We start from the raw sequence: 25,995 nt of genomic DNA on the forward strand, positions 1-25,995 counted from the left end.
TTGGAGTGGTTACATGGGTCCATTGAAAAATGAAATTCACCCTGACATGGTCAAGGTGTGGAAAGTTCGTGCTGTAATTGAAGAAGGGATCGGTATACTCGTCATTTTAGCTTACCTTTTCCTCATGATAAAGTTTGATTGGTGGGCGTGGATTTTGTATGTAATGATTGGGCTGACAGTTGTGTTCGCACCATTTTCGTACTTCTTATTCCCGAAACTACGTCAACGTTATTACAGCTACCAACTAAATGAAGAAGAGCTTGAAATTCAGCATGGTCTTTTTGTCGTAAAGCGCGTATTAGTACCGATGATTCGTGTGCAGCACGTAACGATTGAACAAGGACCAATTATGAGAAAATATGGCTTAGCAGAATTACACATTTCAACAGCAGCAACTTCTCATAGCATCCCAGGCTTAACGATGTATGAAGCAGAAATGTTGAAAACGAAAATCGCAGAATTAGCGAAAGTGAGTGATGAGGATGTATAAGAGGCAGCATCCAATCACGATGTTATTAGAATTAAAAATAACAGATTTTATACCACTCATTATTTTCATGTTTAGCTTAAACGGAAAATTCCCGTTTTGGTATTTAATTCCCGCAGCATTTGGTTTACTCACCGTTTTTTCAGCATTTGAAAAATGGTATTACACAACATATTGGGTTGAAAATAACGTATTACATGTGAAAAAAGGTCTCTTCGTGAAAAAGGAGAGCTACTTAAATAAAGAACGTGTTCAAACGATTAATACAAGTTCTAACGTACTATATCAAATGCTCGGTTTAAAAAAAATTCAGATTGAAACAGCTGGTGGGGGCGATGAAGCAGAAGTTAGCTTAGCTGGTATTACGGCAGAAGAAGCGGCGGAGCTTATTACTTTGCTAAATGAGCCAACTCCAGAAGTGAAAGCAGAAGGAACGTTAGACGAAGCAACAGAAAATGTAGTAGAAAAAGAAATTGTTACAGAAGAAAAACAAGCGACAGAGTATAAATTAACTTGGAAAGAGATTTTATTAGCATCTGTTACATCTGGTCAATTTGGACTATTATTCTCTTTAATCTTTTTCGTTTATCACCAAGTAGATGAGTACATTCCGAAATGGATAGAGAATGGCGTAAAGTCGTATGTAATGGAACATGATATATATGGCTGGATTTTCATGGTAGCCATGTTACTCGTTCTTTCTTGGATTATATCTACAATCGGTTACGCGTTAAAACATGGCGATTTCACAGTGAATCGAAGAAATGACGAAGTTCGCATTTCGCAAGGATTACTTGAGAAAAAAGAGCTCGTACTAAAATTGCATCGTATTCAAGGTATTACGATAAAAGAAAGTATTTTACGCCAACCATTCGGTTATTGTGCTGTGCAAGTAGAAGTCATTCAAAGTAAAGGAATGGGTGACGAAAAAGAAAAGGTTACACTGCACCCAATCATTCGAAAAGATCGAGTACAACAGTTACTCGCCCATTTACAATTACCATACGAACTGAATGCAAACATTATTGCATTACCAAAAGCAGCATTGCGCCGTTATCTCATTGATAGTTTTATCTTTTTCGCTATGCTCGCAATCCCGCTTACTGGAATAAGTATATACTCTGAAAAGCACTTCATCATGTGGGCATTAATTCCGCTCGCGATCCTCATCTTTACACTTGGATACGCAACATTTAAAACAAATGGTTACAGTGTTAACGGAGAACAAATTACACTTGTCTATCGTAGCGTCGGAAAATATACAGGACTTATTAGAAGAAGACATGTCCAATCAATGGAGAAGACACAATCATATTTCCAGCGCCGAGCGGATTTATGTACGTATAAGTTTTCTAGTGCATCATCTAGTTACAAATTAGAGCATACGAGAGTAGAAGATGCGGAGAGAATGCAGGATTGGTATAAGAAGAGAATCAGTGAGGAATAATTTGAGAAAGCTTGCCTATTCTGAAGGGCAAGCTTTTTTGTTATAGGGAAAAGAGTCGTTTAATCCATATATTAGTACAACTACAGCACACATGTATCAATACGTATGCAAAAAGGAGTATGCTTCTATTTCAGGGAAATCTGTGGAATTTTTGATATAAATGGTATACTAAAATATAAATAGTATTAGGAGGTTATATATGATAAGTCAGTTGAAAAGAGAAGCACTTGATGCATTAAAAGGAAGATGGGGATTAGCGGTAGGGGCAACTTTATTAATTGGAATCCTTATTGGAGCTGTTGAAATGCTAACAACAGGTATTTTCTCGGTATTTTGGGGTTGGGAAGAGGCAAGTGATTCACTTACAGTAAGTATTATAGTAATGCTTGTTATTGGTCCATTAACAATAGGTGCCTATTATCTTGTTTTAAATGCAATTCGTGGGACTGATGCTCGCATTGGTCATATATTTAGATGGTTTAGCGATGGAAGTAAGTTGATGAAGTCGTTTTTAACATATTTACTAATGTATGTATACTTGACTCTATGGACATTACTTCTTATTATTCCAGGTATTATTAAATCATTTTCTTATTCTATGACATATTTTATTTTGAATGATCATCCAGAATATACAGCGAATCAAGCGATTACTGAGAGTCGTCATATGATGAATGGACATAAAATGGATTACTTTTTACTATGCTTAAGTTTCTTAGGCTGGTTCATATTAAGTATTCTTACTATAGGAATCGGTTTCTTATGGTTAGCACCGTATTTCTACGCGACATCAGCCGCATTTTATGAAGAGATTTCAAAAGAATATTATAAAAAAGAAGGCACTACTTTCTAATAACCACCTATCCCCTAAAGAATATAGGGCACAGATAGTTTAGATGTTCTGTTTAGGGGGGATTTCAGGATAAGGTATAGGTTTTTATATAAAAATTATGCCCTCTATGTTTTAGCATAGAGGGCTATTTTTTTGTGAAAGTAATGAATAATATATGTGAAACAAAAAAAGTGAGGTGAATGAGAGTGAGCAAATTTTTAATACCGTATTCGTTTTCTATATTAAGTTTCTTTATTTCAGTAACGGCACTTGATTTATATGATAGGATGGGAAACAATAGTGAGCTGGTTTCGCCGAACATAATCGGTAAGATAATTCAATCTACTGCGCAAATGGGAGTCCTTACATTATATTTCGGAGTACCTATCATTTTAGGTGGCTGTCTACTTGGTGAGCTATTGTTTAGAGGTATCATTTTACGATTTAAACTAAGCTATATTCTATCTTTATTATTATATTTACTTTTAGCTTTTAGTATTGTTTCTGTAACGATTGGAATTCCAACTACATATGAGGATTCTAATACTACTTTCATGGTAATAACTATGATTTGCGCTGTTACATTCTTTATGGGCCGGAATATATGGGAGAAAAAAGAAATGAATAATGGAGTAACAGAATGAAATATACATGTCCGTGCTGCGGGTATAGAACAATAGAAGAAGAACCACCAGGTACATATGAAATTTGTAATATATGTTACTGGGAAGATGATGAGGTACAGTTTAACGATCCTGACTTTGAAGGCGGGGCAAATGAAGTCTCGTTAAGACAAGCACAGAAAAACTTCATTGCATTTGGTGCTTGCGAGGAATGTTTTGTGAAATCAGTTAGAAAGCCGACTAGCGAAGATGTGAAGGATACTAGTTGGAAGCAAATTAGTTAAATAGATTTAAATAAAAATGTTATTACTCGATGTAACAAGAGTAATAACATTTTTTTATGTAATGATGAAAGAATTAACGGCGTCTTATAAGGTAAAATAATAAAGATGATAACGTAATAGGTAGGCCTGTTTCCAAAAAGGCTTCTAAATTAAAGGATAGAAAATATCGGTCGTTAAACAACATAAAGAAGAAATGATTGTAGGAAATACCTAACACTATAAATAAAGGAATACCGATTTTTAATTCGTGACTTCCTTTTATTTTTCTATAACAAAATTCGCCTATTAAACAACCGATAAGAACAGGAATACTTCCAAGAATTGAAAGCATAATAATAGATACCCAAATCGGCCCCTATGAATCCGCATAATTTGGAACGCTTGTATACTGTAAAATATTAACAATTATAGAAAAAACAGTAAGTATATTAAATAACTAATAGAAAATTTTTTCAATGGAATCATCCTTATAAAATTTCACTTTATTTTTATGAAAATATAAACCTCTTTAAATTATAGATTAGATGTATAAGGATAATCAATTTTTATACATTTCGTGTTTATGGATATATTTTCAATGAATATAAAAGTATAGATGTATAGTCAACTTTGTATATTTAATGTTATCATATTGAATGATATGGAAATTTTTAATAGAATAAGTAACTAAAAATTCAAAGGTAATGAAGCTTTTGTTGTATAAAGAAAATACTTAGTAGTAATCAACAATATTAAAAATAAGATTCGTATTTATATAAATTTAGTAGAAATGGGGTTTTAAAAAGGAATGAGTATCAGCATAACGCGGCAAAAGATTTTGGCGGCCGCTTCTCAAATTGTGCAATGTAAAGGGGTTGCTAAATTAACCTTAGAAGCAGTGGCAAAAGAGGCGGGTGTAAGTAAAGGTGGATTATTGTATCACTTTGCAAATAAAGAAGCTTTAATAGAAGGTATGATAGTCAGAGGGATAGAGGATTATGAGGGCGCTATTTACAATAGAGTAGCGGAAGACTCAGAGAGGAAAGGGAGATGGGTTCGCTCTTTTGTAGAGGAAAGATTAAGTAATGAGAGAAGAACAGAAGAGTTGTCTAGTAGTATGATGGCAGCATTCATGTTAAAACCTGAATTACTTGAGCCATTACAACAATCATTTCAGCAACTGCAAAAGAATATAGAAAACGATGAGATAGATTCAGTTTGTGCAACAATTATTAGATTAGCAGCAGATGGATTATGGTATTCGGAATATTTAGGAGTTGGCAGACTAAGCCCCGAGTTAAGAGAAAAAGTGATTCAAGCTCTTATTAGTAATTCATATAAATAGAATATACGAACTATATAATGTTAAAACAATTCACCATTACTTATTTAATGTAGTGGTGAATTGTTTTTTTTATTAGAAAAATAGAACAATTTTATAGAGTATTGAATTATAACCGTCCAGACGGTATAGTAATATTTGGTTTAAGAGGAAAATGAAACAAAAAAAGAATAAAAGATATTTTTAGCACACTATTCGAAAGGATAGGCCGCAAAGCTTAGAGTCTACGGTAATACATATTGGTTACTAAGATCGTCTGGTTGCACATTTTTGATGCAACCGGACGGTCTTTTTTTGTTATATAAATATAAAAAAATAGGAGGGAACTATGCAAATGAAAAGTACTAAAAGGCATATTTCAATGGTTTCATTAGTTTTTCTAGTATTATTTTCAGTGCTGAATGTGTGGGCTCCAGTTATTCAAGCTGCTGTGATGAAAAGTCCAGTGGACGAAATTAATATTTCCCGTACTGATGGCACGACATCTGAACCGTATCAAGCCTCAGATGGTATGAAAGTAGAAGTGAAGTGGTCAGCTAAAGAAAAAATAAAAAGTGGAGATCAATTCACAATTGATATGCCAAAAGAGTTTCGAAAAGACCTTATGAATATGAGTTTTCCTTTAAAAGATGCTGAAGGAAAAACAGTTGGTACATGTGAGATGAAAAAGGGTCTATTAACGTGTACTATGGGTGATTACGTAGAAGGAAAGAATAACATTAAAGGTTCTTTATTCGTAGAATTCTACTTTGGTCTAGAAGCATATGATGGTGTTAAAGAAATTCCATTAGAATTTAACGTTGATGGTCAAATCGTCAATAAAGAAGTAAATGTAAGTAATACGACAGAGAGACCGAAGCCACAGCCCAATACAGATAATCTATTGAAATGGGGTTCTTATAATCAAGAAGATCCTTCGATTGCTGATTGGCTTGTATACGTAAATGCAACTGGAACAGAAATGCAAGATCTTAAATTAACAGATACATTAGGACCTGGGCATGAGTTAATTACAGACAGCGTAGTATTAGAAGAGGCTGTATTTGAAGATGGTTATGCACCAACAAATATTAAGCCAGCAGATTTATCTAACATTAAAATTAATGCAACAAAGGCTGGATTTACAATTGAGTTTCCAGACAGTTCAAAAGGTTATATTTTAAGATATAAAACAAAGATTACTAATCCTGCTGCAAAGCCTCACAAAAATACTGTGAAATTAGAAGGTAAAAATATTAAAACTGAAGAAAAAGTAGGACAAGTATTCGTAAGTGGTGGAGGGGGAACCGGTTCAGGTGACGATAATCCACCTAGTATTGAAAAAAATATAGTTGATGAGAATGGCAAGCTTGTAGAGAATGAGCAGCTAACACAAATGGATCAAGTGATTCAATACCAAGTTGGTACACATATACCGAACGATCCTCCTAAATACACATCAATGGTAATTAGTGATGATTTAGAAGATGTTTTAGAAGTATTAGAGGCAAAAGTGTATGATCAAAATGGCCAAGATATTACTTCTAAAGGGACGTTAAAGATAGATAAGCAAAGAAGTGAAGTAACATTTACGTTTGGTGAGAATTTTGACTATAAGTCATATGAAGACCAGATAATTAATCTTAGTATCAAGGCGAAAATTAAAAATAATGCAGACTTATCTTCTTACGTAGATAAGAAGATTCCTAATAAAGCGGAATTACATTTTGATGATAAAACATTAACATCAAAAGAAGTAACTATTACGCCGCCTGAAGCTCCAAAAGATGGTACAGTATCGCTTCATAAAATAGATTCTGAGAATCCGAACAAAGGGTTAAAAGGTGCCGAATTTGAAGTTCGAAATAGTGCAAATGAAGTTGTTGCAAAACTGAAAACGGACGAAAAAGGTTTTTCAGTACCTCAAACTTTAGCTCCTGGGACGTATAAAGTTTATGAAACAGTAGCGCCAGAAGGATATCAAAAATTAACAAGCCCAGTAGAGATTACACTTCAAGCTGGAGAAACAAAAACAATTGAAATTAAAAATACTATGCAAAAGGGTCAAATTGAAGTAAAGAAAATTGATTCGGAAAATGGTGAAAAACCATTAGCAAATGCAGAGTTTGATATAGTAAAAGACGGTGTAGTAGTCGAACATATTGTTACAGATAAAGATGGTAAGGCAATATCTAAACCGTTAGCACCAGGGAAGTATATTTTAAAAGAAACGAAAGCGCCTGAAGGCTACCAATTAAAAGAAACAGAGTTCGAAGTAAATGTAACAGGGGACGGCATATTCCCAATACAAGTGGAAAATGCAATGGTTGACAAAGGTAATATAGAAATCACAAAACTGGACAAAGAAAACAGGGCAGTATTAGCGGGTGTCGAATTTGAAGTCCAAGATGAGAAAGATGAAGTAGTAAGAAAAGTAGTAACAGATAAAGATGGAAAAGCAAACGTTTCAGATCTATCAGTAGGAAAGTACAAATTAGTAGAGACGAAAAGCTTACCAGGTTACAAAAATCTAGCAGAACCAGTACCATTTGAAATTACAAAAGGTATGACAAAAGCTTTAGTAATAAAAGTAGAAAATGAGCAGTTAGACAAAGGCTCAGTAGAAATTACAAAAATAGATAAAGATAGTCAACAAGTATTAGAAGGCGTAGTCTTCGAAGTGCAAGATGAGCAAGGCAAAGTAGTAACAGAAGTAAAAACAGATAAAGATGGAAAAGCAAAAATCTCAGATTTATCAGTAGGAAAGTACAAATTAGTAGAGACGAAAAGTTTACCTGGCTACAAAAAGCTAACAGAACCAGTATCATTCGAAATTACAAAAGGTATGACAACAGTCCTATCATTGAAAGTAGAAAATGAACAGTTAGATAAAGGTTCAGTAGAAATTACAAAAGTAGATAAAGACAACAAAAAAGCATTAAAAGGCGTAGTCTTTGAAGTGCAAGATGAAGCTGGAACAGTAGTAAAGGAAGTAAAAACAGATAAAGATGGTAAAGCAAAAATCTCAGATCTATCAGTAGGAAAGTACAAATTAGTAGAGAAAGAAAGTTTACCAGGCTATAAGAAACTAACAGATCCAGTATTATTTGAAATCAAAAAAGGCATGACTGAAGTTCTATCATTAAAAATAGAAAATGAAATGGTAGATACGGGAAATGTAGAGATAACAAAGATAGATAAAGATAATAAAGCACCGTTAGCGGGAGTAACATTCATCGTCCAAGATGAAAAGGGTAATGAAGTTACAAAAGTAACGACAGATAAAGATGGAAAAGCAAATGTTTCAGATTTACCTGTAGGAAAGTATGAATTAGTAGAGGTAGAAAGTTTACCTGGTTATAAAAAGCTAGAAAAACCAGTATCATTTGAAATCAAAAAAGGCATGACCGAGGTTCTATCATTAAAAGTAGAAAATGAAATGGTGGATACAGGGAATGTAGAGATAACAAAAATAGATAAAGATAGTAAAGCTCCATTAGAAAATGTTGTATTTGAAGTACGTGATTCAAAAGGAAAAGTAGTTGCGAAAGTAACGACGGATAAAGAAGGAAAAGCAAACGTTTCAGATTTACCTATTGGGAAGTATGAGTTGGTGGAAGTAGAAACACCGGCAGGATACAAACCACTAGAAAAGCCAGTTTCATTCGAAATTGAAAAGGGTAGAGTAACAGCGCTAAAGCTAACAGTAGAAAATGAATTAGTGGATACAGGAAATGTAGAAATTACAAAAGTAGATAAAGAAAATAAAGATGCTTTAGATGATGCAGTATTTGAGATTCAAGATGCAGCAGGACAAGTAGTCGCTAAAATAACGACAGATAAAAAAGGACAAGCACAAGTTACTAATTTATCAGTCGGCACATACAAGTTAGTAGAAGTAAAGGCACCAAAAGGGTATAAACAATTAGTAGATCCGATTACTTTCCAAATTGAAAAAGGCATGACAAAATCTCTTGCTTTAACAGTAGAAAACGAAATGTTAGACAAGGGAAATGTGGAAGTAACAAAAGTAGATAAAGATAGTCAAAAAGTATTAGAAGGCGTAGTCTTCGAAGTTCAAGACGACAAAGGCAAAGTAGTAACAGAAGTAACGACAGATAAAGATGGAAAAGCAAACGTTTCAGATCTATCAGTAGGAAAATACAAATTAGTAGAGACGAAGAGCTTACCAGGTTACAAGAAGTTAACGGAACCAGTATCATTCGAAATTAAAAAAGGTATGACGAAAGTTTTATCATTGAAAGTAGAGAACGAGCTGTTAGATAAAGGTTCAGTAGCGATTACAAAAGTAGACAAAGAAAGTGGCGCAGTATTAGCGGGCGTAACATTCGAAGTGCAAGATGAAAAAGATAAAGTAGTAACAAAAGTAACGACAGATAAAGAAGGAAAAGCAACAATTTCAGATTTATCAGTAGGAAAATATAAGCTAGTAGAGGTAGAGAGCTTACCAGGATATAAAAAACTAGCGAAACCAGTATCGTTTGAAATTAAAAAAGGCATGACAGAAGTCTTATCACTAAAAGTAGAGAATGAACAGTTAGATAAAGGTTCAGTAGAAATTACAAAAGTGGACAAAGACAGCCAGAAGGCATTAGAAGGCGTAACATTCGAAGTGCAAGATGAAAAAGGCAAAGTAGTAACGAAAGTAAAAACAGATAAAGAAGGAAAAGCGAAAATTTCAGATCTATCTGTAGGGAATTACAAACTAGTAGAAGTAGAAAGCTTACCAGGCTACAAAAAGCTAACAGAGCCAGTATCATTCGAAATTAAAAAGGGTATGACAGAAGTCTTATCATTAAAAGTAGAGAATGAACAGTTAGACAAAGGTTCAGTAGAAATTACAAAAGTAGATAAAGATAGCCAAAAAGTATTAGAAGGCGTAGTCTTCGAAGTTCAAGACGACAAAGGCAAAGTAGTAACAGAAGTAACGATAGATAAAGATGGAAAAGCAAACGTTTCAGATCTATCAGTAGGAAAATACAAATTAGTAGAGACGAAGAGCTTACCAGGTTACAAAAAGTTAACGGAACCAATATCATTCGAAATCAAAAAAGGTATGACGAAAGTTTTATCATTGAAAGTAGAGAACGAGCTGTTAGATAAAGGTTCAGTAGAGATTACAAAAGTGGACAAAGAAAGTGGCGCAGTATTAGCGGGCGTAACATTCGAAGTGCAAGATGAAAAAGATAAAGTAGTAACAAAAGTAACGACAGATAAAGAAGGAAAAGCAAACGTTTCCGATTTATCAGTAGGGAAATATAAGCTAGTAGAGGTAGAAAGCTTACCAGGATATAAAAAATTAGCAAAACCAGTATCGTTTGAAATTAAAAAAGGCATGACAGAAGTCTTATCACTAAAAGTAGAGAATGAACAGTTAGATAAAGGTTCAGTAGAAATTACAAAAGTGGACAAAGACAGCCAGAAGGCATTAGAAGGCGTAACATTCGAAGTGCAAGATGAAAAAGGCAAAGTAGTAACGAAAGTAAAAACAGATAAAGAAGGAAAAGTAAAAATTTCAGATCTATCTGTAGGAAATTACAAACTAGTAGAAGTAGAAAGCTTACCAGGCTACAAAAAGCTAACAGAGCCAGTATCATTCGAAATTAAAAAGGGTATGACAGAAGTCTTATCATTAAAAGTAGAGAATGAACAGTTAGACAAAGGTTCAGTAGAAATCACAAAAGTAGATAAAGATAGTCAAAAAGTATTAGAAGGCGTAGTCTTCGAAGTACAAGGTGAGCAAGGCAAAGTAGTAACGGAAGTAAAAACAGATAAAAATGGTAAAGCAAAAATCTCAGACTTATCTGTAGGAAAGTACAAATTAGTAGAGAAAGAAAGCTTACCAGGTTACAAACAATTAACAGAATCAGTATCGTTTGAAATCAAAAAAGGAATGACAGAAGTTCTATCATTAAAAATAGAAAATGAAATGGTAGATACGGGAAATGTAGAAATTACAAAAATAGATAAAGATAATAAGGCACCGTTAGCAGGTGTAGTCTTTGAAGTTCAAGACGACAAAGGCAAGGTGGTAACGAAAGTAACGACAGATAAAGCTGGAAAAGCAACAGTTTCAGATTTATCTGTAGGAAAATACAAGTTAGTAGAAGTAGAGAGTTTATCAGGCTACAAAAAATTAGAAAAGCCTGTACCATTTGAAATTAAAAAAGGTATGACAAAATCTTTAACGTTCACTGTAGAAAATGAAATGGTAGATACGGGGAATGTAGAAATCACAAAAATAGATAAAGACAGTAAAGCACCATTAGAAAATGTTGTATTTGAAGTACGTGATTCAAAAGGAAAAGTAGTTGCAAAAGTAACAACGGATAAAGAAGGAAAAGCAAACGTTTCAGATTTATCTATTGGAAAGTATGAGTTAGTAGAAGTAGAAACACCGGCAGGATACAAACCACTAGAAAAGCCAGTTTCATTCGAAATTGAAAAAGGTAGAGTTACAGCATTACAATTGACTGTAGAAAATGAATTAGTGGATGTAGGAAATGTAGAAATTACAAAAGTAGGCAAAGAAACGAAAGATGCTTTAGCTGATGCTGTATTTGAGATTCAAGATGAAGCAGGACAAGTAGTCGCTAAAATAACGACAGATAAAAAAGGACAAGCACAAGTTACTAATTTATCAGTTGGAACATACAAGTTAGTAGAAGTAAAAGCACCAAAAGGATATAAGCAATTGGTAGATCCGATTACTTTCCAAATTGAAAAAGGCATGACAAAATCTCTTGCTTTAACAGTAGAAAATGAAATGTTAGACAAGGGAAATGTAGAAGTAACAAAAGTAGATAAAGATAGCCAAAAAGTATTAGAAGGCGTAGTCTTCGAAGTACAAGATGAGCAAGGCAAAGTAGTAACAGAAGTAACGACAGATAAAGAAGGAAAAGCAAACGTTTCAGATCTATCAGTAGGAAAATACAAATTAGTAGAGACGAAGAGCTTACCAGGTTACAAGAAGTTAACGGAACCAGTATCATTCGAAATTAAAAAAGGTATGACAAAAGTCTTATCATTGAAAGTAGAGAATGAAAAGTTAGACAAAGGTTCAGTGGAGATTACAAAAATGGCCGCTGAAAGCAAGGAAGTCTTATCAGGAGCTGTGTTTGAAGTTCATGATGACAAGGGAAAAGTAGTAGTGAAAGTAACAACAGATAAAGATGGAAAGGCAAAAATCGCAGATCTATCTGTAGGTAACTACACACTAGTAGAAGTAGAAGCACCAAAAGGATATGAAAAATTAACTAATCCAATTCCATTTGAAATTACAAATGGAATGATAAATGCAGTTCAATTAGAAGTATTAAACAAATTGAATCATTTAGCACCACCAGGTCCAGAAACACCAGATCCAGAAAAGCCTGGAACACCAGATCCGGAGAAACCTGGAACACCAGATCCAGAAAAACCTGGAACACCAGATCCAGAAAAACCTGGAACACCGAATCCAGAAAAGCCTGGAACACCGAATCCAGAGAAACCTGGAACACCGAATCCAGAAAAGCCTGGAACACCAGATCCAGAGAAACCTGGAACACCAAATCCAGAAAAGCCTGAAAAAGAATTACCGAAGACAGGGCAGAAAATGCCTGTGGAACCATATATGGGAGCACTTCTTGTAATGATGAGTTTTGGGTTACTCGTATTAGGTAGAAAACAGCAGAGATAATAAAGGTGAAAAGGTATCCTCAAAGTATTTGAGGATACCTTTTTTATTTGACATAAAAAAGGTATTTAGCAAAAGAACTCGATACAAATAAAAACAAAAAGGAATACAAAGTTTACCCTATTTTCTTAATGTGGCTATATCAAAAAAGTTAGTTATATATATTTAATGTGAAAGTAAAAGATTAAAGGCCTTCTTAATGTTTGGATGAAAAAAGAGTTATCTTTGTAATTAATTTGAGTACTTTAGGAAAGAAGTCTATTTCCTAAAGTACTCAAAGGATGATAGTCCAATAGCAGGTGAGAGATGAAAATCGTTTTAGCACTGTAGTAGCACCTTAAAATGTAGATAGGGGAAAATAATGTAAAAAAAACTATTGTATGTTCAAAAACATTATGTTACATTTGTGTTACAGGAAGATTACTAACGATAACGTATGTTACAGTTTGTTTTCTTTTGTCTTTCGTTATGTTACAAAATGAGGTTCGTATCCGATCAATCGAGAATATGTAAAGTTAAAAAAATAGCAACCTAAAAATAGTTTTTCTATGTGTATAAGAGTGTGTGTAGTAAAGGGCCTGGTGAGATCTTTACGCACATTATTAAAAATCCTTTCTGTCTTAAAAGAAGAAGAAACCAACTATTTAGGGGTTTTAAGTAATGATAGTAAATGAAATGTACTTCCTTTCCCACACACAACGTAGTACATATTTACTTTCAGTCTAATTACTACACAGACTTTTATACATATGCTGTTATTGTTTTAGGGATATATAGGAGGAGAGAAAATGAAAAAGTTATTAATGGTAATTGGACTTACGTTTTTAATGTTAGCTGGATGTAGTAATGGTAATTTTGAAAAAGCAATGGATGAAGGAAAGACCGCGTTAACAAATAAAGAATATAAAAATGCCTTATCATCATTTGAACAAGCGCTAGATGAGAAAAAAGATGATTCAGATGCAAAAGTTCTAGTAGAACAAACGAAAGCAATGATTGAAGCTGTAAAGTTAAAAGAAGAAACAAAGATAGAAGAATCAATCAAGTCATTTGAAAAAGTAGAGAACATGAAGAATGGAAATACTACGCTTATAAAACAAGCAAAGGAAGAACGAACAGCATTACTAGCCATCTTAGAACAAAAAAAGAAGTATAGCGAGCAACTGACGAAAAGTGAAGAGTTAATAAGTAAGAAAAATTATGCAGAAGCAAAAGAGATATTAAATAAGCTAGTTGCAGAAACAAAAGATAACAAGAAACTTGAAGAATATAATAAAAAAGCGGTAGGATTAGTTACTAAAATTAATGAAGAAGAAAAAAATGCAAAAAGTGAAGCACCAGCGAAGGCACAAAAAACCACTGCAGTAACGACTCAAAAGGTAGCGACAGAAAAGAATCAAAAAGCAGAGACAGAAAAAAATCAAAAGGTAGCGACTGAAAAGAACCAAAAAACTGAGACAGAAAAGAATCAGAAGGTAGAGGCAGAAAAAAATCAAAAAACTGAGACAGAAAAAAAACAAAATGCATTTACTTTTGAGAAAGCTAAAGAATATATTAAAAATGAATATAAAGAAGACTATGATTACACGCTAGAGAATACGCAAGTAGAGAATGGAAAGAAATATTATCAAATTAGAGTGCGTACGACATATAAAATAGAAGGCGCAGCTGGACCAGGATTTACTGGAGTATTCAAAGTATTCGAAGATGGTACAATTATTGAACTGCACTAAATTGATGGAAAAGGTATCCTCAAAGTATTTGAGGATACCTTTTTTAGCATAAAAAAAAGCATCTAGCAAAAGTACTAGATGCAAATAAAAACACAAGGGAAGACAAAATTCTTCCCTTTTCCCGTATGTAATTATATCAAAAAATTTATAAAAAACTAGCTATATTTAAAATATAATTTTTAAAAAAATTATATACATAAATAATTGCAATACTCGCAGTTTTATCTTTCTGAAAAATCCATTTCTTTAATTTTGAATATTAAGACTAATGTTGATAAATCTTCAGATAATTAGAGAAAATATCCAAAAGGATATATAATATTGCTTAAGAGATAGTGTTAATGGATTACATATATTTCATTTGGTGTATTAATTGAATATCATAATTTTAAATTTTATTAAGCAAGAATCTCGGTTACTTATTGCATTTCTAACATAGGGTGAGATAGAAAAATACAATAGTGTGGAGGTTTTTATAATGACGTTTGTTCTTAGTAAAATGAGTGGATTTAGCATAGAAGAAAAGGTACATGAATTCGAATCTAAAGGATTCCTTGAAATCTCAAATGAAATCTTTTTACAAGAGGAAGAGAATCATCGCTTATTAACACAAGCACAGTTAGATTATTATAATTTGGAAGATGATGCGTACGGTGAATGCCGTGCTAGATCTTATTCAAGGTATATAAAGTATGTTGATTCACCAGATTATATTTTAGATAATAGTAATGATTACTTCCAATCTAAAGAATATAACTATGATGATGGCGGGAAAGTTAGACAGTTTAATAGCATAAATGATAGCTTTTTATATAATCCTTTAATTCAAAATATGGTGCGTTTCGATACTGAATTTGCATTTAAAACAAATATAATAGATACAAGTAAAGACTTAATTATAGGTTTACATCAAGTAAGATATAAAGCTACTAAAGAAAGACCATCTTTTAGTTCACCTATTTGGTTACATAAAGATGATGAACCAGTAGTGTTTTTACACCTTATGAATTTAAGTAATACAGCTATTGGTGGAGATAATTTAATAGCTAATTCTCCTCGGGAAATTAATCAGTTTATAAGTTTGAAGGAGCCGTTAGAAACTTTAGTATTTGGACAAAAGGTCTTCCATGCCGTAACGCCACTTGGAACAGAATGTAGTACGGAGGCTTTTCGTGATATTTTATTAGTAACATTTTCTTATAAGGAGACAAAATGAGAGAGAATAAAATAATTATGATTTCTGGAGCCAATAGCGGTATAGGTCATGCTTGTATAAAATACTTTTTAGAAAAATCATTTCATGTAATAGCTCTTGATATTAATAATAATAACTTAATAGATTATATGAAAACAGATATGCCTTTGAAAGTAGTGCAAATTGATTTAAGTAATAGCGAAGCGATTCATAATCTTTTTACTCAATTAGATTTAGAAAAGCTTTCTCCTGATATATTAATAAATGCAGCTGGTATTCGAGAGATAACACCTGTTTTACATTTATCCGATGATATGTTTAAAAAAGTAATTGATGTAAATTTAGTAGCCCCATTTATCCTTTCTAGGGAAGTAGCTAAGCGATGGTGTGAATCGAAAATAAAAGGTTGTATTGTGAATATAGCATCGGTTTCTGGATTAATGGCTGAACCAGAGCGAGCTGCTTATGTGGCATCAAAGCATGCCTTAATCGGATTGACTAAACAGATGGCTATGGAATTTGGGAAGCAAAATATAAGAGTAAATAGCATTTCTCCCGGTGTTATTAGAACTGAACTTACAGAAGAATACTTTAGTAATAAAGCCTTGATGTCTATGATAAAAAGTAATCAATCTTTAGATACTTGGGGGTTGCCGCAGGATATTGTTTCATGTATTGATTACTTGATTTCTGATCAGGCCCGCTTTATTACTGGTTCTAATTTTGTAATTGATGGTGGTTGGACTGCAGGGAAAAATTTGTAATTGAGTGTTTTTGAGGAAAAGCACCTGTCCTTTTTTAGGCTGGTGTTTTTCTCACTATAAACCGAGTTTTTATTGGAGGGGAATTAATTTGCTTCAAAAAAGTTTTAAGCAAGAGAAAACGGTACCGGCCTTAAAGATGATAGCATCAATGGTTATCTTTGGATCAGTTGGATTTTTTTCTGTTCAAACAAACTTACCTTCGTTTGAATTAGTGTTTGTAAGGTGTATTTTTGCGACAATATTTTTAAGTGTATGTTGGTTGCTTACAGGGCAATATAAACAAGATAAATGGGAACGAAAAGAAGTTATTCAAGTTTTAATATGTGGTTTTTTCTTAGTATTTAATTGGGTTTTCTTATTTAAAGCCTTTGAAAATATGTCAGTTACAATTGCTATCTCAGTTTATCATCTTGCACCAGTAATTGTACTGTTAATTGGAAGTATCGTCTTTAAAGAAAAATTAACATTAATATCTATCATTTCAATAGTTGTGTGTTTTGTGGGAGCTTTATTAATTGCTGGTATCGATGGAAGCTTTTCTTTCGGTTCATTAATGTCTTCAGGTATGATATGGGGATTTCTTGCAGCTCTCTTTTATGCATTTACAACTTTATTTGGTAAAGGGATTAACAAAATGAGTGCGTATGCAATGACATTTTTACAAACATTCTTGGGGATATTTCTTTTAATACCATTTATAGATTTAGATGCTTTTAGTGGCCTCACTCAAAGTAATTGGACATATATTATAGCTACTGGTTTTATTCACACAGGGATAGTGTATTATCTGTTTTTTGATAGTTTACGCCATTTATCTACAAAAACAATCTCAATATTAGTTTTTTTAGATCCGGCAGTGGCAATATTATTAGATACTGTACTTACTGGATTCCGTCCAACTTTAATGCAAATAACAGGAATTCTTTTTATTTTTATTGGCATGACTTTAACATTAAAAAAATCTAAAGATAAAAAACTGAGCCAAAAAGAAAAGCGAATTGAAAGCGATGCTAGTATATCTCAACAATAATGAAATATATTGTGTATAAAACGATAAACCTTGCATGAATCATGCAGGGTTTATTTGGTTCAATATAATTCATATTTATAATATGTAATTTTAAAAACTGAGGTATGTTTTTTAACATGCTTTTGATTCAACTATTTTTATTTGACTATAAATTTACAAAATTGTATATAAAACCTTATTTTTTGATAATATATAAGTAATAAATTCATAGAATTGGAGTGATGAGATGCAGCCGTTAGAAAGGGAGATTCATTCTAATATGCTGAAAGTGTGGAGGATTCACGCTTTAATTGGCGCGGCAGTTATACTAACAGTCGTAATTGCGTATTTCTTTTTTATGATTAACTTTAACTGGTGGGGCTGGTTGTTTGGACTATTAGTAACAGGAGCCATTATATTTATTCCACTTGATTATTTTGTGTTTCCAAATTTACGTCAGCGCTATTATAGTTACAGATTAAATGAAGAAGAGATTGAGATTCAAAAGGGAATGTTCGTTGTAAAACGCGTACTTATTCCGATGATCCGTGTGCAGCACGTAACGATTGAGCAAGGTCCGATTATGAGAAAGTATAATTTAGCAGAATTACACATTTCAACAGCCGCAACTTCTCATAGTATCCCAGGTTTAACGAAAGAAGAAGCAGAACAGCTGAAAAGACAAATTGGAGAACTTGCGAAAGTGAGTGATGAGGATGTATAAGAGGCAACATCCGATCACGATATTGTTAGGTATTAGGGTTGCGAGTTTGTTGCCTTTTATTTTGCTTGTTCTATTTCGCTCAGATGGTGAAGTGGAACCTTGGTATTTATTTCATCTTGTTCTCTTGGCCTTATTATTTATTATGGCTATTTTCTCAGCTATAAAATGGTATTTCAAGGTGTATTGGGTTGAAAATAATATTTTACATATAAAGCATGGTGTGTTTGTTAAGAAAGAAAGCTACTTAAATAAAGAACGTGTGCAAAATGTTAGTACATCTTCTAACATCATTTATCAAATACTTGGACTTACAAAATTAAATATAGAAGTTGCAGGCGGCGGTAGTGAGCCAGAAGTGATGTTAGCTGGTATTAAAGAAGATGAAGCGAAGGGACTAATTGCTTTATTACATAAAGAAAGAAGCGTTGTGGCTGAAGAGGTGCCTGCGGGAGAAGGTAGTAAGACAGTTTATCAGTTAACAGCGAAAGAAATTTTATTCGCATCTATTACATCTGGTAGATTTGGATTAGTGTTTTCTATGTTAGTAATCCTTTACACAGAGTTTAATCAATTTCTACCAGAATGGCTCATCAATAAAGTGGAAGCGTATGTGATGGATAACGGTGTATATGAATTAATCGTTATGGCCGCAATTTTAATGGCAATTTCTTGGATTATTTCAACAGCGGGCTATGCGTTAAAATATGCAAACTTTAAAATTGAGCGAAACGGAAATGAAATTCGAATCGTACAAGGGTTATTTGATAAGAAAGAGTTTGTGTTAAAATTACACCGCATTCAAGCAATTACTGTGAAAGAAGGAATACTTCGCCAGCCTATCGGGTATTGTTCTGTCGAAGTAGAAGTCATTCAAAGTATAGAATCCGCTGGGAATGAAGTGATGCTACATCCTTTTATGAAGAAAAAAAATGTGCAGCAGTTACTCGCATATTTACAGTTGCCGTATGAAATGGAGGAGGAAATCGTTCATTTACCGAAAGTGGCATTGCGCCGTTACATCATCATGGGCTGGATTACAAGTGCTGTGCTCGCTGTGCCAATTGCCGGTGCAAGTATATATTTTAAACAGCATATTGCATTGTTCACTCTTATCCCGCTATGTATCGCATTTACAATACTCGCATACGCTCGTTATACTAGCGGCGGTTATATGATGAAAGAAAACCAATTAACAATGGTATACAGAGGTCTTGCGAAATATACAGGAATCATGCGTAGAAGACATGTTCAAGCAGTGGGGTACAATCAATCGTATTTTCAAAAGAAAGACGAGTTATGTACAGCTGTCGTATCGGTAGCGGGGCATCGTTATAAAGTGAAGCACATGCGAAAAGAGGACACACTTCGTATATATAATTGGTACAAAGAAAAAGGAAACACCGGTGTGTAATGGTGTTTCCTTTTTCTTATTAAATGGATATCTTTAGTCGAATCGTTGATATATTTCAAGATGTGATAGATATATTCGAAAAATCGTTAATATAATTTCACGTACTGCTAGTGTTGTATTACTTTTTAATTAAACTAACACATCAAAAGTAGTCACAAAAGAAGGACGAGAGAAAATACTCTTTTGCTGTTCCGCATGTGGATGCGCTGGAGCTTGTCCTTCTGCTTGTGTGGGACGTTTTTTATGAGCATTTTCGAATGAACGTGATTCTGTCCAGTCTTTAAAGTTTTGCTCTGTTTCCCACATCGTTAAGATGACATATGTATCGTTACTTAATGGGCGTAAAACACGGATCGCTTGGAATCCTGGTTCGTTTTCAATAAGGCCTGCGCGGTTTTTAAAGCGGTTTTCAAATACTGGGCGACCTTCGTCTGTGACAGAAATGTTGTTACAAACGATATAGCCAGATTGTCCTTTAAATTCACCGACAGCATCTAGTACGTCATACTGAAGTGAGCCTTCTACAGATTCTTCTGTATTTTCTTTATAAAACATATTTTTCTCATCATTTTTTGCAGTGAAATGTGATTGTTCTAGAGGTGTTTCGTATGAAATAATCGCCTTCATTTTAATGCCCCCTTAATAGTTTGTTTCTATTATATCAACTCTCTTAAAAAACTTCGAAGATTATATACATAAAGATACTTCTTTTTCAAATAATAAATGTACCATCATTTGGAAAGAAGGACGATGTATGAAGAAAGTAAAGTGGACTTTATTAGGCGGCGTCGCAACGTTTGTAGTAGCAATTGTACTCTATAAACTTATCGTGTTAGCTGGTGGCTATATGATGGATGAAAAGCAGCTCGTTTTCCACTCTTCATCACGTATTGTTGACCAGAAAGGAAAAGAAATTACGAAATTATACGTAGAAAATAGGGAACTCGTACCAGTCGAGCAAATTCCGAAGTATGTGCAGCAAGCGTTTGTTGCGGTGGAAGATTCCCGTTTTTATGAGCATCAAGGAATTGATTATCCGTCTATATTCCGGGCTCTTTATAAAGATACGTTAGCTGGAGAAAAGGTAGAGGGCGGTAGTACCATTACGCAGCAACTCGCTAAAAATGTCTTTTTAACTCGTGAAAAAACATTTACGCGCAAATTGAAGGAAGTCGCAATTTCTCTTCAATTAGAGCAAAAATATACGAAGCAACAAATTCTTGAAATGTATATGAATCATATTTATTTTGGTCATGGGGCTTACGGTATTCAAGCGGCAGCAAAGTTGTATTTTAATAAAAATGTTGAGGATTTAACAGTAGAGGAAGGGGCAATGCTTGCAGGCCTTCCGAAGTCACCAAACGGATATTCACCGTACTACTCTGCAGAGAAGAGTAAGGAACGCCGCGATCTAGTGTTGTCACTTATGCATAAACAAGGCTATTTGACTGCAGAAGAAAGCGTTCGTTATCAAGGGAAGACAATTGCTCTATATAAAAATTTAGATGAGAATGAGCTTGCATATATGCCGTATATTGATATGGTCATAGATGAAGCCGCCCGTTTATACGGATTGTCTCATCAAGAAGTACTTCGCGGAGGATATACGTTTGTCGTACCTATGGATGAAAAAATTCAAAAGGTAGCATATAACCAGTTTCAAGATGCAAGGAATTTTCCTGGGAAAGAAGAAGGGGCGCAAGGTGCGTTTTTATTAATGGATAATCGCACGGGAGGGATTAAAGCGGCGATTGGGGGAAGAAAGTACGTCCCGAGAGGATTTAATCGTGTTTTTGCCAAAAGGCAGCCCGGATCTGTTTTAAAACCACTTATCGTTTATGCACCAGCACTAGAAACGAAAAAGTATAATCCGTATTCTTTATTAACAAATGAAAGAAATTCTTTTGAAGGGTATGAACCTCGAAATTATAATCATGAGTATTCAAAAGAAATGACGATGTATGATGCGATTTTAGAGTCGGCAAACGTACCAGCAGTTTCTTTATTAAATGAGTTAGGGGTAGAAGAAGGAAAGCAGTATTTAGAAAAAGGAAATGTCTATATTGCAGATGCTGGTTTAAGTACAGCGCTTGGCGGATTGAAAAATGGCGTTTCAACATTTGATCTTGTAAAAATGTATCGTTCATTTTTAGCAAATGGAAATATTATCGAGCCACACGTTATTGATAAAGTATTAAATAGACACGGTGCAGTCATTGGGGAATCTCCAAAAGTAGAGACGAAAATCTTCTCGAAGCAGACAGCATGGTATATGACGAAAATGTTAGAAGGGGTTGTGAAGGAAGGAACAGCGAGAGTTGGTGTATATAACGGTGCGTTAGCTGGGAAAACAGGTACAACTTCATTGCCAAATGACGATAAGGGAGCAAGAGATATGTGGTTCGTCGGCTATACACCGAACTTAGTAGGCGCTGTTTGGATTGGTTATGACCGCACGGATAAGGAGCATCAGTTGCAAGGAGAAAGTGCATCTGCGACAAAATTATTTAAGAAAATTTTAACGAAGGCTAATGTAGAACATAAAGAGAAGTTTATGAAGCCTGAAGGTGTGGAAACAATCGGTGCTCCGATTCGGCTGCGAAGAATTGAAGATGTAAAAATGAAACTATCATTTAGTCCTTTCGGTTTATTTAAAGCAAAATTAAGCTGGACGCCACTTCCAGATAACAGAATTATGTACCGAATCTATAGAGTGGAGAATGGAATTCATACGCATGTTAGCACTGTAAACGGTGCTGGAGAATATGAGGAAAAGTTCGTTAACATATTTTCAAAACCGAGTTTTTACGTTGTACCATATAATACACAAACGAATCGCGAAGGAGAAAAGTCAAAAGTAGCTAAACCATAGTTTTTCTCTGTGTTATAATAAGAATGTTGTGAAAATAGTAAGCGTTTTTAAGAATGTTTGTGTCAATTTAATGAACAACGTACATAATATTATGCATTTTGTTTTTACAAGCTGTATAGTAAAAAAAGATAAATATCGAGCGTATTCGAAGCATTGGTAAGGAAGGGAGCAACGGTCTTGGTAAGAACTATAAATGAGACATTTTTAAAAGCATGTAGGGGGGAACGTACCGATTATGTACCAGCATGGTATATGCGTCAAGCAGGTCGTTCACAGCCGGAATATAGAAAGATTAAAGAAAAGTATTCTTTATTTGAAATTACACACAATCCAGAGTTATGTGCTTACGTTACAAAATTGCCGGTTGATCAATATAACGTAGACGCAGCAATTCTTTATAAAGATATTATGTCACCACTACCTGCAATTGGTGTGGACGTAGAAATTAAATCAGGTATTGGCCCAGTTATCGATAATCCAATCCGTTCTTTACAAGACGTAGAAAAACTAGGGGAAATCAATCCAGAAGATGACGTACCGTACATACTAGATACAATTCGTTTATTAACGACAGAAATGTTAGACGTACCGTTAATCGGTTTTTCAGGAGCTCCATTTACATTAGCGAGCTATATGATTGAAGGCGGTCCATCTCGTAACTACCATAATACGAAAGCGTTCATGTATGCAGAGCCAAAAGCTTGGTTCGCTTTAATGGATAAACTAGCAGATATGGTTATTACATATTTAAAAGCGCAAATTAACGCAGGAGCAAAAGCAGTTCAAATTTTCGATTCTTGGGTTGGAACAGTAAATGTAGCAGATTATCGCGTATTTATTAAACCAGCAATGGAGCGTATTTTTGCAGAAGTTCGTAAGATGGGTGTACCGATGATTATGCACGGCGTAGGAGCTGCACACTTAGTGAATGAGTGGCACGACTTACCGCTTGATGTAGTCGGCTTAGACTGGCGCTTACCGATTGAAGAAGCACGTGCACGTGGCGTTCATAAGGCGGTACAAGGTAATATGGACCCTTCATTCTTACTTGCACCATGGTCTGTTATTGAAGAACATGTAAAAGGTATTTTAGATCAAGGGATGAAACAGCCGGGTTATATCTTTAACTTAGGTCACGGTGTATTCCCAGAAGTAAATCCAGATACATTAAAACGTTTAACTACATTTATTCATGAATACTCTAAAGGGCAGTTAGCGAAGTAAAGGAGAATTGCTGTATGAAAAAGAAAATTGGTTTGCTTGTAATGGCATACGGAACGCCATATAAAGAAGAAGATATTGAACGTTACTATACACATATTCGCAGAGGAAGAAAGCCAAGTCCTGAAATGCTGGAAGATTTAACAGAGCGTTACCGTGCAATTGGTGGTATTTCTCCTTTAGCTACTATTACATTAGAGCAAGCTAAGAAGTTAGAGAAGCGTTTAAATGAAGTACAAGATGAAGTAGAGTACCATATGTACCTTGGCTTAAAACATATTGAACCGTTTATTGAAGATGCGGTGAAAGATATGCATAACGACGGAATACAAGATGCAATCGCACTTGTTCTTGCACCTCACTATTCTACGTTTAGCGTGAAATCATACGTTGGACGAGCACAAGAAGAAGCTGAGAAACTTGGAAACTTAACAATTCACGGCATTGATAGCTGGTATAAAGAGCCGAAATTCATCCAGTACTGGGTTGATGCAGTGAAGGGTATATATAACGGTATGTCAGATGCAGAGCGTGAAAAAGCAGTATTAATCGTATCTGCACATAGCTTACCAGAGAAAATTATTGCAATGGGCGATCCATATCCAAATCAATTAAATGAAACAGCGGACTATATCGCGCGCGGAGCTGAAGTAGCAAACTATGCAGTAGGCTGGCAAAGTGCAGGAAACACACCAGATCCTTGGATTGGTCCAGATGTACAAGATTTAACGAGAGAACTAAATGAAAAGCACGGTTATACTTCATTCGTATATGCACCAGTTGGATTTGTTGCGGAACATTTAGAAGTTTTATATGACAACGACTTTGAGTGTAAAGTTGTAACGGATGAAATTGGTGCGAAATATTATCGTCCAGAAATGCCAAATGCATCGGACGCATTTATTGATTGTTTAACAGATGTTGTATTAAAGAAAAAAGAATCTGTACTGTAAGAAGAAAGGGGGAGCCTGCTTGAGGAAAAAAGTTGTGATCGTCGGCGGAGGCATCACTGGATTAGCAGCAATGTATAACTTACAAAAAAATCTTCATGAAAAAAACTTGCCGATTGATACATTACTTATAGAAGCATCGGGTAAACTAGGCGGAAAAATTCAAACCGTTCGAAAAGATGGATTTACAATTGAGCGCGGACCGGATTCTTTCTTAGCACGAAAAGAAAGTGCAGCTAGATTAGTGAAAGAATTAGGTCTCGGCGATGAACTTGTAAATAATCAAGCCGGTCAATCATTTATCCTTGTAAACAATCGGTTACATAAAATGCCGAATGGATCAATGATGGGAATTCCAACGCAAATTACGCCGTTTCTATTTTCCGGGCTGTTCTCCCCAATTGGTAAACTAAGAGCTGGCTTTGATCTATTAATGCCGAGGTCAAAGCCAGTATCTGACCAATCACTCGGACAATTTTTCAGACATCGTCTTGGAAATGAAGTGGTTGAAAACTTAATAGAACCGTTACTATCGGGTATTTATGCAGGGGATATTGATGAAATGAGCTTAATGTCAACATTCCCGCAAATGTATCAAATTGAGCAGAAACATCGCAGTATTTCACTCGGTATGCGTACGCTCGCTCCGAAAGAAGAGAAAGCTGAACCGAAAAAGGGAATGTTCCAAACAGTGAAAACAGGTTTAGAATCTATCGTAAAATCTCTCGAAGCAAAGATGCATGAAGGTACGATAATAAAGGGAACTCGCATTGAAAAAATTGCAAAACAGGGTGATGGTTATACGATTACTCTTAGTAACGGAAAAGAAATAGAAGCGGACGCCATCGTAGTGGCAACTTCGCATAAAGTATTGCCGTCCATGTTTGCTCAGTACAAGCAGTTTCGTTTCTTCCGTAATATTCCATCCACATCCGTTGCGAATGTCGCACTTGCTTTCCCAAAATCTGCAATCCAGCGCGATATTAATGGTACAGGATTTGTCGTATCACGAAATAGCGATTACACCATTACAGCATGTACGTGGACGCATAAAAAATGGCCACATACAACGCCAGAAGGAAAAACACTCCTTCGCTGTTACGTTGGACGTGCTGGTGATGAAGCGGTTGTAGAACAAACTGAAGAAGAACTCGTTCAGCTTGTACTAGAAGATTTAAGAAAGACGATGGATATTACAGAGGATCCAGAGTTTACAATCGTAAGTCGCTGGAAAGAAGCGATGCCCCAATATACAGTAGGTCATAACGAGCGAATGAAAAAGCTCACAACATTTATGGAGAAAGAGTTACCTGGTATATATTTGGCAGGTAGCTCCTATGCTGGTGCTGGACTTCCAGATTGTATTAATCAAGGTGAGGAAGCTGCAAAGCGTGTATTATCTCATTTGGAGAAAGTAATAGATGCTGAATTAATCGCACAATAA

The 25,995-nt window shown here is 34.7% G+C and carries 18 protein-coding genes, 1 pseudogene and 1 riboswitch; of the genes and pseudogenes, 17 read left to right on the plus strand and 2 right to left on the minus strand.

Annotation, left to right across the window (positions count from 1 at the left end; genetic code table 11):
• The first annotated feature begins 13 nt into the window (after nucleotides 1–13).
• From N2V79_RS05300 to N2V79_RS05320, 5 genes are all read left to right on the plus strand, one after another.
• On the plus strand, nucleotides 14–490 hold the full coding sequence (locus N2V79_RS05300; protein WP_071731884.1) for a PH domain-containing protein: 477 nt from the start codon (nucleotides 14–16) through the stop codon (nucleotides 488–490).
• Nucleotides 483–1,934, plus strand: a complete 1,452-nt coding sequence (locus N2V79_RS05305; protein WP_053565075.1) for a PH domain-containing protein — start codon at nucleotides 483–485, stop codon at nucleotides 1,932–1,934. Before N2V79_RS05300 ends, N2V79_RS05305 begins: the two co-directional genes overlap by 8 nt.
• 199 nt (nucleotides 1,935–2,133) lie before the next feature.
• Nucleotides 2,134–2,787 (plus strand): DUF975 family protein, encoded by a 654-nt coding sequence (locus tag N2V79_RS05310; RefSeq protein WP_095691276.1) that lies wholly within the window; start codon nucleotides 2,134–2,136, stop codon nucleotides 2,785–2,787.
• Nucleotides 2,788–2,966: 179 nt separating this feature from the next.
• Nucleotides 2,967–3,410 carry a hypothetical protein gene (locus N2V79_RS05315; RefSeq protein WP_078400421.1) on the plus strand — a complete coding sequence of 148 codons (444 nt, stop codon included), beginning with the start codon at nucleotides 2,967–2,969 and terminating at the stop codon, nucleotides 3,408–3,410.
• Nucleotides 3,407–3,673: a CPCC family cysteine-rich protein gene (locus N2V79_RS05320; protein WP_000877837.1), complete on the plus strand. Its 267-nt coding sequence runs from the start codon at nucleotides 3,407–3,409 to the stop codon at nucleotides 3,671–3,673. The genes N2V79_RS05315 and N2V79_RS05320 overlap by 4 nt, the downstream gene beginning before the upstream one ends.
• Before the next feature lie 73 nt (nucleotides 3,674–3,746).
• On the opposite strand, the pseudogene N2V79_RS05325 reads toward N2V79_RS05320, so the two are convergent.
• Nucleotides 3,747–4,129: pseudogene (locus N2V79_RS05325) on the minus strand (hypothetical protein).
• A 331-nt stretch (nucleotides 4,130–4,460) separates the two neighbouring features.
• Here N2V79_RS05325 and N2V79_RS05330 point away from each other — a divergent pair.
• From N2V79_RS05330 to N2V79_RS05365, 8 genes are all read left to right on the plus strand, one after another.
• Nucleotides 4,461–4,997: a TetR/AcrR family transcriptional regulator gene (locus N2V79_RS05330; RefSeq protein ID WP_095691274.1), complete on the plus strand. Its 537-nt coding sequence runs from the start codon at nucleotides 4,461–4,463 to the stop codon at nucleotides 4,995–4,997.
• Nucleotides 4,998–5,169: 172 nt separating this feature from the next.
• Nucleotides 5,170–5,262, plus strand: a riboswitch (cyclic di-GMP riboswitch).
• Nucleotides 5,263–5,322: 60 nt separating this feature from the next.
• Nucleotides 5,323–12,675, plus strand: coding sequence for a SpaA isopeptide-forming pilin-related protein (locus N2V79_RS05335; protein WP_340719645.1), 7,353 nt, complete (start codon nucleotides 5,323–5,325; stop codon nucleotides 12,673–12,675).
• Nucleotides 12,676–13,460: 785 nt separating this feature from the next.
• Entirely contained in the window at nucleotides 13,461–14,405 is a 945-nt protein-coding gene (locus tag N2V79_RS05340; protein WP_095691272.1) for a hypothetical protein, read from the plus strand.
• A 478-nt stretch (nucleotides 14,406–14,883) separates the two neighbouring features.
• A complete protein-coding gene (locus N2V79_RS05345; protein ID WP_053565070.1) occupies nucleotides 14,884–15,621 on the plus strand; it encodes a 2OG-Fe dioxygenase family protein in 738 nt (245 codons plus the stop codon).
• Entirely contained in the window at nucleotides 15,618–16,364 is a 747-nt protein-coding gene (locus tag N2V79_RS05350; RefSeq protein ID WP_001208939.1) for an SDR family NAD(P)-dependent oxidoreductase, read from the plus strand. Before N2V79_RS05345 ends, N2V79_RS05350 begins: the two co-directional genes overlap by 4 nt.
• Nucleotides 16,365–16,452: 88 nt before the next feature.
• Entirely contained in the window at nucleotides 16,453–17,394 is a 942-nt protein-coding gene (locus tag N2V79_RS05355; RefSeq protein WP_000939632.1) for a DMT family transporter, read from the plus strand.
• 226 nt (nucleotides 17,395–17,620) lie between these two features.
• Nucleotides 17,621–18,097, plus strand: coding sequence for a PH domain-containing protein (locus N2V79_RS05360; protein WP_001182719.1), 477 nt, complete (start codon nucleotides 17,621–17,623; stop codon nucleotides 18,095–18,097).
• Entirely contained in the window at nucleotides 18,090–19,508 is a 1,419-nt protein-coding gene (locus N2V79_RS05365; protein WP_053565069.1) for a PH domain-containing protein, read from the plus strand. Before N2V79_RS05360 ends, N2V79_RS05365 begins: the two co-directional genes overlap by 8 nt.
• Nucleotides 19,509–19,637: 129 nt before the next feature.
• On the opposite strand, the gene hmoB is transcribed toward N2V79_RS05365, so the two are convergent.
• Nucleotides 19,638–20,135: a heme-degrading monooxygenase HmoB gene (hmoB, locus tag N2V79_RS05370; protein ID WP_000644097.1), complete on the minus strand. Its 498-nt coding sequence runs from the start codon at nucleotides 20,133–20,135 to the stop codon at nucleotides 19,638–19,640.
• A 127-nt stretch (nucleotides 20,136–20,262) separates the two neighbouring features.
• Here hmoB and N2V79_RS05375 point away from each other — a divergent pair, with 127 nt between their 5' ends.
• From N2V79_RS05375 to hemY, 4 genes are all read left to right on the plus strand, one after another.
• Nucleotides 20,263–22,380 (plus strand): transglycosylase domain-containing protein, encoded by a 2,118-nt coding sequence (locus N2V79_RS05375; protein ID WP_144465814.1) that lies wholly within the window; start codon nucleotides 20,263–20,265, stop codon nucleotides 22,378–22,380.
• A 177-nt stretch (nucleotides 22,381–22,557) separates the two neighbouring features.
• Nucleotides 22,558–23,604, plus strand: coding sequence for a uroporphyrinogen decarboxylase (gene hemE, locus N2V79_RS05380; protein WP_000252605.1), 1,047 nt, complete (start codon nucleotides 22,558–22,560; stop codon nucleotides 23,602–23,604).
• Nucleotides 23,605–23,618: 14 nt separating this feature from the next.
• Nucleotides 23,619–24,554, plus strand: coding sequence for a ferrochelatase (gene hemH, locus N2V79_RS05385; protein ID WP_089170562.1), 936 nt, complete (start codon nucleotides 23,619–23,621; stop codon nucleotides 24,552–24,554).
• A gap of 19 nt (nucleotides 24,555–24,573) precedes the next feature.
• Nucleotides 24,574–25,995 (plus strand): protoporphyrinogen oxidase, encoded by a 1,422-nt coding sequence (gene hemY, locus N2V79_RS05390; protein WP_340719646.1) that lies wholly within the window; start codon nucleotides 24,574–24,576, stop codon nucleotides 25,993–25,995.

It is taken from the genome of Bacillus sp. CH_70, assembly GCF_038007045.1.
GTDB lineage: Bacteria > Bacillota > Bacilli > Bacillales > Bacillaceae_G > Bacillus_A > Bacillus_A cereus.